Here is a 9,941-nt window from a genome sequence, read left to right on the forward strand (position 1 = left end):
AGTGTCCATGTCCCGTCCTGTCCTGCTCAACAACGTCGACCACCGCGACCTGCGCGTGTTGGCCGGCCATCGCCCGGGGCTGGGCGATGAGGTGATGGCGGTGGTGACCTTTCCCGCCGAGTTCCGCCAGCTGCAGGCGTACTACCCGATCGTGTTCCAGAAGGATCCGCAGGGGCGCTTCCATCCCACGGCGCTGCTTGGGCTGCAGCCCGGGCAGAACCTGTTCCTCAAGGCCGATGGCTGGGATGCGCACTACGTTCCGCTGGCCGTGGCCCGGCAGCCCTTCATCATCGGCCTGGACGCGGCCGGCGAGCCGATGCTGCATGTGGATATCGAACACCCGCGCGTGTCCGCGGAAGGCCAGCCGTTGTTCCTGGAGCATGGCGGGCATACGCCGTTCCTGCAGCACACCGCCTCGCTGATGCGCACGCTGCACGATGGGCTGCAGACCAACGACAGCTTCATCGCCACGCTGCTGGAGCACGAGCTGCTGGAATCGTTCGTGCTGAACATCCAGCTGCCCGGCCAGGCGCCGGCGCGCATGGAGGGCTGCTACGCCATCGCCGAGGAAAAGCTGCGCGCGCTGGAAGCGCAGACCCTGCATGCACTGGCGCGGTCCGGGGCGCTGGAAGCCATCTACATGGCCGTGGCCTCGCTCTCGCACCTGCGCGATCTGATCGGCCGCCTGGAAGCTGCGCATGCACGTCAGTCCTGAGCCCATCGTCGAGCTGCGCGGCCTGGAGGCCGGCGCGCTCGATCCGGCGTTGCTGTCCAGCAGCGAGCCGCGCGTGCTGCGCGGCCTGGTCGCGCATTGGCCGATGGCCCAGGCCGGGGCGCGCTCGCCCGCCGACGCGGTGGATTACCTCAAGCGCTTCGCGCGCGCCGAGCCGGTGGTGGCCACCGTAGCCGCACCCGAGTCCGGCGGGCGCTTCTTCTACACCGCCGATGTGCAGGCCTTCAACTTCCGCCAGGAGCGCGTGCCGCTGCCGGTGGTGCTCGATACCCTGCTGCGCTACCTGGACGAGGACGCGCCACCAGCCATCTATGTCGGCTCCACCAGCATCGACACCTGGCTGCCGGGCTTCCGCGCGGACAACGATCTGGACCTGGGCGCGCACGATCCCCTGGCGAGTATCTGGATCGGCAACCGCACGCGCATCGCCGCCCACCAGGACGTGCCGGACAACATCGCCTGCGTGGTCGCCGGCCGGCGCCGGGTGACGCTGTTTCCGCCGAGCCAGCTGGAGAATCTCTACATCGGTCCGCTGGACCGCACGCCGGCCGGCCAGGCGGTGAGCATGGTGGATTTCGCCGACCCGGACCTGCAGCGCTTCCCACGCTTTGCCGAAGCCTTGCGCCACGCGCGGGTGGTCGAACTGGAGCCAGGCGATGCCATCCTGATCCCCAGCATGTGGTGGCACCACATGGAGGCGCTGGCGGAGTTCAACATCCTGGTCAATTACTGGTGGCGGCAGTCGCCGGCGTACATGGACTCGCCGATGAACGCCTTGATGCTGGCGCTGCTCAGCATCCGCGACCTGCCGCCGGCCCAGCGCCAGACCTGGCAGGACGTGTTCCGCCACTACGTGTTCGAGGCCGACGACAGCACCGCCGCGCATCTGCCCGAGGCGGCGCGCGGGCTGTTGGGGCCGATGGACGAGACACGTGCGCGCGAGTTGCGCGCGCGGCTGCTGCAACGCTTGAATCGCTGAGGACGCCATGCTGGACGCCGTGACTTCGTTGCCTTCCACGCCGGTGCGCCGCGTGGTGATCGCCGGTGGGGGAACCGCCGGCTGGATGGCCGCCGCCGCCTTGTCCAAGGTGCTGGGCAAGGCGCTGCAGATCACCCTGGTGGAATCGGAGGAGATCGGCACCGTGGGCGTGGGCGAGGCCACCATCCCCTCGCTGGCCACCTTCCACCGCCTGCTGGAGATCGACGAGCGCGAGTTCCTCAGCGCCACCCAGGGCACCATCAAGCTCGGCATCTCCTTCGAGAACTGGCGCACCGAGCAGCATCGCTACATCCATTCCTTCGGCACCACCGGCCAGGACCACTGGACCGCGGGCTTCCAGCATTTCTGGCTGAAGGGGCGCGAGCGCGGGCTGGCCGGGTCCTACGACGATTACTGCATCGAGTTGCAGGCGGCCCTGCACGACCGGTTCGCCCACCTGCAGGGCTACCGGATGAACTACGCCTACCACCTGGATGCGAGCTACTACGCGCGCTACCTGCGGCAGCTCAGCGAGCGCCATGGCTGTCGCCGGATCGAAGGCAAGATCGCGCAGGTGCACACCGATGCCGCCACCGGTTTCATCACCGGCCTGCAACTGGAGCGTGGCGAGCTGATCGAAGGCGACCTGTTCATCGATTGCACCGGCTTTCGCGCGCTGCTGATCGGTCAGACCCTGGGCGTGGGCTTCGAGGACTGGTCGCACTGGCTGCTCAACGACCGTGCATTCGCCACCCAGACCACCGCCGTGCGCGATGCGGTGCCGTACACGCGGGCCATCGCCGAGCCCTGGGGGTGGCAGTGGCGCATCCCCCTGCAGCACCGCGTCGGCAATGGCGTGGTGTATTCCAGCAAGTACGTCAGCGACGAGGAAGCCAAGGCGCGGTTCCTGGCCACGGCCGAAGGGGAGATCATCAAGGCGCCGTTCCCGATCAGTTTCCGCCCCGGCCGCCGCATGGAATGCTGGAACCGGAACTGCGTGGCGCTTGGCCTGGCCGGCAGCTTCATCGAGCCGCTGGAATCGACCACCATCCACCTGATCCAGCGCGGCATCACCCGGCTGATGCAGAGCTTTCCGGCCGTCATCACCCGGGTCGGCATCGATCAGTACAACACCCAGCTGGCCGACGAGCTGCAGCACGTGCGCGACTTCGTCGTGCTGCACTACGCCGCTACCGAGCGCCGGGATTCGCCGTATTGGGAGTACGTGGCCAACATGACCTTGCCGGCCACCCTGCAGCATCGCATCGACCTGTTCCGCCAGACCGGCACGGTGTTCCATGCGCCGCAGGAGCTGTTCGCGGAGAACTCCTGGATCCAGGTGATGATGGGGCAGGGCATCGTGCCGAGGCACCGCCACCCTGCACCGGACCTGATGGGCGATGCGGAGCTGTCCGCGTTCCTCGGCAGCATCGCCAAGCGCGTGCGCGAGACCGCCGCGCAGCTGCCGCCGCACATGGATTACCTGCGCCGCTACAGCCCGGCACAACCGCCGGCCCGGCCCGCCGCGGCCTGAGGCCGAGCCATGGCCATTGGGGGGCTGCGATGAACGCCACTGCGCTGTTGCTGATGCAGCTGCTGGTGATCCTGGGCGCGGCGCGGCTGTGTGGGCTGCTGCTGCGCCGGCTGGGTCAGCCCCCGGTGATCGGCGAAATGGCCGCCGGGCTGCTGCTGGGGCCGATCGCCTTCGGCGCCTGGTGGCCGCAGGCCCACGCGGCCTTGTTCGCCCCCCAGAGTCTTGGCGCCTTGTCGGGCCTGTCCACGATGGGCGTGGTGCTCTTCATGTTCATCGTCGGCGCCGAACTGCGCGCGCCCGAAGGCACCCGCAGGCAGGTGCGCGCCGCGTTTTCAGTCGGCCTGCTGGGCATCGTGCTGCCGATGGCGCTGGGGCTGGGCATCGCGCCTTGGCTGCACGCGCGTTTCGCACCCGCCGGGGTGGGCTTGTGGCCATTTGCCTTGTTCATCGCCGCCACGATGTCGGTGACCGCCTTTCCGGTGCTGGCGCGCATCCTGAAGGACCGCGGCATGACCGGCACCACCGCCGGCCGCCTGGCACTGAGTTCGGCGGTGATCGACGATGCGGCCGTGTGGGTAATCCTGGCGGTGGTGCTGACCCTGGCCGGTGGCGCGCATGCCAGCGTGGCCATGACCGCCGTCGGCGCGCTGGTACTGGTCGGGCTGGTCTTCGGCCTGTTGCGTCCCCTCTACGCACGCCTGCTGCGCGCGCGCCTGGCCGATGGGCAGTTCCCGCCACAGGCTTTCATCCAGGTGCTGCTGGGTCTGCTGGCCTGCGCCGCGGCGGCGGAGTGGATCGGTCTGCACGCCATCTTCGGCGCCTTCCTGTTCGGCACCTGCCTGCCGCGCGAGGATCGCCTGCTGAAGCACCTGGCCGACAAGGTCGAGCCACTGGCGGTCGCCCTGCTGATGCCGGTGCTGTTCGCGCTGGCGGGGCAGGCGACGTCGGTCAATGCCTTCGCCGGGGCGGGGATCGGAGCATTCGGCCTGATCCTGGTGGTGGCGATCCTGGGCAAGGTCATCGGCTGCACCGCAGGGGCCAGGCTCAATGGGCACGACTGGCGCGACAGCCTGGCGGTGGGCGCACTGATGAATGCCCGCGGCCTGATGGAGCTGGTGGTGATCAAGATCGGCATGGACGCCGGACTGATCGGTGCGGAACTGTTCACGCTGCTGTTCGGCATGACCCTGGCGACCACCTTCATGGCCTCACCGCTGCTGAGCCTGTGCCAACGCCCGCGCCGCGCTGCGCATGCGGGCCTCGACGCGCACGGTTGAGCGCGGCCGCGGTCGCGGCTGACGCGATCGCAAGGTGGCGTGGCGGGCTTGCGTGAGGGCCCGGCCATCCCCATTGACCCATGCAGACCACGGAGACCTGCATGGACCCCAGCCAGAATCCCAATGTTTTTCACGCCACCACCATCCTGTCGGTGCGCCGCAACGGCCATGTCGCCATCGCCGGCGATGGCCAGGTCACGCTGGGCCACACGGTGATGAAGGGAAACGCCCGCAAGGTGCGCCGCCTGGGGCGCGAGGGCCAAGTCCTGGCCGGGTTCGCTGGCGCCGCCGCCGATGCCTTCACCCTGTTCGAACTGTTCGAGGCCAAGCTGGAAAAGCATGGCCAGCTGCAGCGCGCGGCGGTCGAGCTGGCCAAGGATTGGCGCACCGAGCGCCGCTACGGCAAGCTCGAAGCCCTGCTGGCGGTGGCCGACAAGGACACCTCGCTGATCATCAGCGGCACGGGCGATGTGATCGAACCAGAGGACGGCATCATCGCCATCGGCTCGGGCGGCTCCTACGCCCTGTCCGCCGCGCGCGCCCTGCTAAACCACACCGAGCTCGATGCCAAGGCCATCGCCGTGGAGTCGCTCAACATCGCTGGCGATATCTGCATCTATACCAATCGCAATGTGGTGGTGGAGGAGCTGTAGGTAGGAACGAGTGAGGAGAAACGAGGAACGAGTTGCTAAAGCCATCTCTTCTCGCGCTCCTTCACTCGTTTCTCGTTCCTCTGCACTCGTTTCTCGCCCCCGGAAAAACCATGACCTCCCAGATCGACACCACCTCCTCCGCCACCATGACCCCGCGCGAAATCGTGCAGGAACTCGACCGACATATCGTCGGCCAGCATGCGGCCAAGCGCGCCGTGGCCATCGCCTTGCGCAACCGCTGGCGCCGCGCGCAGCTGGCGCCGGAGCTGCGCAACGAGGTCATGCCCAAGAACATCCTGATGATCGGCCCCACCGGCGTGGGCAAGACCGAGATCGCCCGGCGCCTGGCCACGCTGGCCAACGCGCCTTTCGTCAAGGTCGAGGCCACGCGCTTTACCGAGGTCGGTTATGTCGGCAAGGACGTGGAGCAGATCATCCGCGACCTGGCCGACACCGCGGTCAAGCTGTACCGCGAGCAGGCCAAGGTGCGCGTGCGTACCCAGGCCGAGGAGCGCGCCGAGGACCGCATCCTCGATGCGCTGCTGCCGCGTCGCAGCGCCGGCATCGGCTTCGACCCTGCCGCGGTGGCCAACGAGCCCTCCGCGCAGGACAGCGAGACCCGCGCCAAGTTCCGCCGGATGCTGCGCAAGGGCGAGCTGGACGAGCGCGAGATTGAGCTGGAACTGGCGGCCAACGTTGGCGGCATGGACATCATGACCCCGCCGGGCATGGAGGAAATGGGCCAGCAGCTCAAGCAGATGTTCTCCAGCCTGGGCCAGGGCAAGTCGCACAAGCGCACACTGACCATCAAGGCCGCGCGCCCGCAGCTGGTGGAAGAAGAGGCAGCCAAGCTGGTCAACGAGGACGACGTGCGCGCCGCGGCCATCGAGGCCTGCGAGCAGCATGGCATCGTCTTCATCGACGAGATCGACAAGGTCGCCAAGCGCGGAGACAACGTGGGAGGTGGCGATGTCAGCCGCGAAGGCGTGCAGCGCGACCTGCTGCCGCTGGTAGAAGGCTCCAACGTCTCCACCAAGTACGGCACGGTCAAGACCGACCACATCCTGTTTATCGCCTCCGGTGCTTTCCACCTGGCCAAGCCCTCGGACCTGATCCCAGAGCTGCAGGGCCGCTTCCCGATCCGGGTCGAGCTGGGCGCGCTGAGCAAGGCCGACTTCGTGCGCATCCTCACCGAGCCCAAGGCCGCGCTGACCAAGCAGTACGTCGAGCTGATGAAGACCGAGGGGGTGTCGCTGAGCTTCGGCGAGGATGCGGTGGACCGCATCGCCGAGATCGCCGCGCAGGTCAACGAGCGCCAGGAGAACATCGGCGCGCGCCGCCTGCACACCGTGCTGGAGCGCCTGCTGGACGTGCTGAGCTACGAGGCGCCGGACCGCGATGGCGATAGCGTCGCCGTCGATCGCGCCTATGTGGACAGGTACCTGGATGAGCTGGTGCAGGATCCGGACCTGAGCCGTTACATCCTGTAAGGCCCACGCGCAGCGAGGGGGCTGTCAGCGAGGGAAGCGGCCATCGGCCAGCGGGCCGCGCGCAGTGCCGGCAGCATCCGCTGTGGGAGCCGATTCATCGGCGAAGCTTTCAAGGGCAGGCCCCTCGCCGATGAATCGGCTCCCACAAAAGCGGTCGCCGGGCGCACCTGGCGACCTCTGCGCACCAGGCGTGCTGAATGGCGGGTCGCACCGCAGCTGAACGGATGGCTGCACCCAGGCGGGCGCTTGAGGGAATTTTCACCGGCTGCTGGCGCATTCTCCCGGCCAGCTCAAATCAAGATGATGAGGCTTTCATGATCCGCACGATCGCCCTGATCTCCGCGCTCGGCCTGGCGGCCGTCGCGGCGCCGTCGCAGGCGGCCACCACCTGCAAACTCAAGTTCAACATGTCCGGCTGGTCGGCGTTCTACAAGACCGCCGATGGCACCGGCACGGTGAGCTGCGACAACGGCGAGACCATGCGCGTGAAGGTCAGTGCGCGTGGCGGCGGCCTGACCGTGGGCAAGTCCACCATCGACAACGGGTTTGGCGAGTTCTCCAGCGTTCGCAACATCCGCCAGACGCTGGGCAGCTATGCCTCGGCCGAGGCCCACGCTGGCGCGGTCGAGTCGACCAAGGCCCAGGTCATGACCAAGGGCGAGGTGTCCCTGTCGCTGGCCGGGACCGGCAAGGGCTGGGACCTGGGCGTGGCCTTCGGCGCATTCAATATCGATCCGCTGTAGACGGCCCTGGTACGGGCCGCTCGCGTCGGCGAATGGCCCGCACGCACGGGTGCGCCTGAGTCGCGGCCCGACACGCGCGAGACCGCGACTGCCTGCGTGCGCGAGCCCGCCGCGGCTCACTCCTCGCCGATGTCCTCGTTCCACACGTCTGGACGTTCGCTGATGAACCGCCCCAGCAGGTCGATGCATTCCTGGTCGTGCAGGTCGATGACCTTCACCCCGGACTCGCGCAGCCACTCGATGCCGCCCTGGAAGGTCACCGACTCGCCGACGACCACCGTGCCGATGTTGAACTGGCGCACCAGGCCGCTGCAGTACCAGCACGGGGCCAGGGTGGTGACCATGATGGTGTCGCGATAGCTGCGCTGGCGGCCGGCCTTGCGGAAGGCGTCGGTTTCGCCGTGCACGGACGGGTCGCCTTCCTGCACGCGGCGGTTGTGGCCGCAGCCGAGCAGGCGGCCGTCGTTGTGGTAGAGGGCCGCGCCGATCGGGACCCCGCCTTCGGCCAGGCCCTGGCGGGCCTCGGCGATGGCGGTGTCCAGCAGCGCGCGGTAATCGGGGGTCTGGATCATGGGGGGCTCCGGCCGCGTCGGCGGGTGATCGGGGCGTGCAGTCTGCCCGCTGTGCGCCGGCGGGTCGAGGTCGCGGCCCGCAGGTGCGATAATCCCCGGCATGAGCGAATCCCCCTACCGCAGCGGTACCACCCATTTCGGCTTCCGCGACGTCGCCGCCAAGGACAAGCAGAAGCTGGTCGAAGAGGTCTTCACCTCGGTCGCCGGCAAGTACGACCTGATGAACGACCTGATGAGCCTGGGGGTCCACCGGCTCTGGAAGCGCTATTTCACAGGCACCGCGCAGGTCAAGCGGGGCGACCGCGTGCTGGACCTGGCCGGCGGGACCGGTGACATCGCCGCGCTGCTCAAGGAGCGCGTCGGCAAGACCGGCAGCATCGTCCTGGGCGACATCAACGCCGGCATGCTGACGGTGGGCCGCGACCGCATGACCGACCGCGGCCTGGTGGCCGGGCTGGAGTATGTGCAGTGCAACGCCGAGGCGCTGCCGTTCCCGGATGCCAGCTTCGACCTGGTGACCATCGCCTTCGGCCTGCGCAACGTGACCGACAAGGATGCGGCGCTGCGCGAGATGTACCGCGTGCTCAAGGTCGGCGGGCAGGTGCGCGTGCTGGAGTTCTCTGAAGTGACGATCGACTGGTTCAAGCCGGTCTACGATTTCCACTCCTTCAAGGTGCTGCCCAGGTTGGGCAAGCTGTTCGCCAACGATCCGGACAGCTACCAGTACCTGGCCGAGAGCATCCGCAAGCATCCGCCGCAGCACGAGCTGAAAGGGATGATGGAAGCGGCCGGCTTCTCGCGCTGCAAGTTCACCAATCTCTCGGCCGGCATCGTCGCGATCCACGACGGCTTCAAGGCCTGAAAGTTTTAGCTGAACATTGCTGCGATTTTTGTCGACTGCGTCCGGCCCAGCCCGCCCCCGTTCATTAGACTTGCGCCCCGACCAAGGGCAGGGTGGGGCAGTACGGTTTGAAGGATGTCGTTGCGAAATGGCGCGCCTCGCTGGGGCTGCGCATCATGTCGGTGGCGTTTGTCGGGGTGCATATCCCCTTGCTGGTGTTCACCGGCTGGCTGCTCAGCGCGAGCCACGGGGCCCTGGACGCGCTGTTGATGCCCCTGCTGGTGGTGCTGCTGGCGACCCTGGCCGGCACTGGCCTGACGCTGTGGATGATCCATCGCCTGCTCGCGCCCCTGCGCGAGGCCGCCGACGAGCTGGAGCGCTATTGCGAGCGCCCGCTGCCCCTGCCACCAGGCGGGCATGACGAGATCGACCAGCTGCTGCGTCGCCTGCGCCACGGCCTGCGCTCGATGCGCGCCGGCATGCGCAAGCTCACGCACGAGGCCACGCGCGATGCGCTGACCGGCGCGCTCAACCGACGCGGCGCGCAGCAGGCCATGAGCGCCTCGGCCGCGCTGGCCCTGTCCCAGTCGGTCCCGTTCTGCGTGGCGGTGCTGGACCTGGACGATCTCAAGCCGATCAACGACCAGTTCGGTCATGCGGCCGGCGATGCGGTGCTGCTGGCGATGGTCGAGCGCATGCGCGGGCGCCTGGGTGGGCAGGATTGGATCGGCCGCTGGGGCGGGGACGAGTTCGTCGTGGGCCTGCACCTGCCGCTCGAAGCGGCCGTGGCGCTGCTGGAGGCGCTGCTGCACGAGTTGCGCAGCGGCGACACCCCCGTGCGGCTGAGCGCGGGCGTTGCGCAGTGGCGGCCCGGCGAGGACAGCGACGCGCTGTACAAACGCGCCGACCAGCTGATGTATCGGGTCAAGTTCTCCGGCGGCGGGCGGCTGCTGCACGCGTCCTGAGCCTGCGCGGCGGACGAACCTCGGCTTGACCCAGGCCCCCACCGAGCGGCCCCAGTGGAAGCGCGTAGGGTGGATGACGCTCCTTCATCCACCATCGCGGTGAAATTCGCACCATGGGAACGTCGGCGACTCCGGCTTGGCCCCGCCTGCGCCC

The 9,941-nt window shown here is 68.2% G+C and carries 10 protein-coding genes; 9 read left to right on the top strand and 1 reads right to left on the bottom strand.

Going from position 1 to position 9,941, the window contains the following annotated elements:
• Window positions 1–7 precede the first annotated feature (7 nt).
• The 7 genes from EPA99_RS18430 to EPA99_RS18460 all read left to right on the top strand — a co-directional run bounded on the left by EPA99_RS18430 (window position 8) and on the right by EPA99_RS18460 (window position 7,409).
• Entirely contained in the window at window positions 8–715 is a 708-nt protein-coding gene (locus tag EPA99_RS18430; RefSeq protein WP_129472727.1) for a SapC family protein, read from the top strand.
• On the top strand, window positions 699–1,712 hold the full coding sequence (locus EPA99_RS18435; RefSeq protein ID WP_129472728.1) for a cupin-like domain-containing protein: 1,014 nt from the start codon (window positions 699–701) through the stop codon (window positions 1,710–1,712). Before EPA99_RS18430 ends, EPA99_RS18435 begins: the two co-directional genes overlap by 17 nt.
• 7 nt (window positions 1,713–1,719) lie before the next feature.
• A complete protein-coding gene (locus EPA99_RS18440) occupies window positions 1,720–3,246 on the top strand; it encodes a tryptophan halogenase family protein (protein WP_129472729.1) in 1,527 nt (508 codons plus the stop codon).
• Window positions 3,247–3,275: 29 nt separating this feature from the next.
• Window positions 3,276–4,523 carry a cation:proton antiporter gene (locus tag EPA99_RS18445; protein WP_129472730.1) on the top strand — a complete coding sequence of 416 codons (1,248 nt, stop codon included), beginning with the start codon at window positions 3,276–3,278 and terminating at the stop codon, window positions 4,521–4,523.
• A 101-nt stretch (window positions 4,524–4,624) separates the two neighbouring features.
• On the top strand, window positions 4,625–5,176 hold the full coding sequence (gene hslV / locus EPA99_RS18450; protein WP_129472731.1) for an ATP-dependent protease subunit HslV: 552 nt from the start codon (window positions 4,625–4,627) through the stop codon (window positions 5,174–5,176).
• A 110-nt stretch (window positions 5,177–5,286) separates the two neighbouring features.
• On the top strand, window positions 5,287–6,666 hold the full coding sequence (gene hslU / locus EPA99_RS18455; protein WP_129472732.1) for an ATP-dependent protease ATPase subunit HslU: 1,380 nt from the start codon (window positions 5,287–5,289) through the stop codon (window positions 6,664–6,666).
• Window positions 6,667–6,980: 314 nt separating this feature from the next.
• Window positions 6,981–7,409: a hypothetical protein gene (locus EPA99_RS18460; RefSeq protein WP_129472733.1), complete on the top strand. Its 429-nt coding sequence runs from the start codon at window positions 6,981–6,983 to the stop codon at window positions 7,407–7,409.
• Between the two features lie 116 nt (window positions 7,410–7,525).
• On the opposite strand, the gene EPA99_RS18465 is transcribed toward EPA99_RS18460, so the two are convergent.
• Entirely contained in the window at window positions 7,526–7,981 is a 456-nt protein-coding gene (locus EPA99_RS18465; protein ID WP_129472734.1) for a nucleoside deaminase, read from the bottom strand.
• A 100-nt stretch (window positions 7,982–8,081) separates the two neighbouring features.
• Between EPA99_RS18465 and ubiE the strand changes: the two genes are divergently transcribed.
• Entirely contained in the window at window positions 8,082–8,843 is a 762-nt protein-coding gene (gene ubiE, locus EPA99_RS18470) for a bifunctional demethylmenaquinone methyltransferase/2-methoxy-6-polyprenyl-1,4-benzoquinol methylase UbiE (protein WP_129472735.1), read from the top strand.
• A 107-nt stretch (window positions 8,844–8,950) separates the two neighbouring features.
• Window positions 8,951–9,787: a GGDEF domain-containing protein gene (locus EPA99_RS18475; protein WP_241688474.1), complete on the top strand. Its 837-nt coding sequence runs from the start codon at window positions 8,951–8,953 to the stop codon at window positions 9,785–9,787.
• The last annotated feature ends 154 nt before the right edge of the window (window positions 9,788–9,941 follow it).

This window comes from Pseudoxanthomonas composti (assembly GCF_004122095.1).
Classification (GTDB): Bacteria; Pseudomonadota; Gammaproteobacteria; order Xanthomonadales; family Xanthomonadaceae; genus Pseudoxanthomonas_A; species Pseudoxanthomonas_A composti.

What these genes read in the sequence shown, in the direction of transcription:
- EPA99_RS18435 (WP_129472728.1), top strand. Translation starts at nt 699, where the DNA reads ATGCACGTCAGTCCTGAGCCCATCGTCGAGCTGCGCGGCCTGGAGGCC.
- EPA99_RS18445 (WP_129472730.1), top strand. Translation starts at nt 3,276, where the DNA reads ATGAACGCCACTGCGCTGTTGCTGATGCAGCTGCTGGTGATCCTGGGC.
- EPA99_RS18440 (WP_129472729.1), top strand. Translation starts at nt 1,720, where the DNA reads ATGCTGGACGCCGTGACTTCGTTGCCTTCCACGCCGGTGCGCCGCGTG.
- hslU (WP_129472732.1), top strand. Translation starts at nt 5,287, where the DNA reads ATGACCTCCCAGATCGACACCACCTCCTCCGCCACCATGACCCCGCGC.
- EPA99_RS18430 (WP_129472727.1), top strand. Translation starts at nt 8, where the DNA reads ATGTCCCGTCCTGTCCTGCTCAACAACGTCGACCACCGCGACCTGCGC.
- EPA99_RS18465 (WP_129472734.1), bottom strand. Translation starts at nt 7,981, where the DNA reads ATGATCCAGACCCCCGATTACCGCGCGCTGCTGGACACCGCCATCGCC.
- hslV (WP_129472731.1), top strand. Translation starts at nt 4,625, where the DNA reads ATGGACCCCAGCCAGAATCCCAATGTTTTTCACGCCACCACCATCCTG.
- EPA99_RS18460 (WP_129472733.1), top strand. Translation starts at nt 6,981, where the DNA reads ATGATCCGCACGATCGCCCTGATCTCCGCGCTCGGCCTGGCGGCCGTC.
- ubiE (WP_129472735.1), top strand. Translation starts at nt 8,082, where the DNA reads ATGAGCGAATCCCCCTACCGCAGCGGTACCACCCATTTCGGCTTCCGC.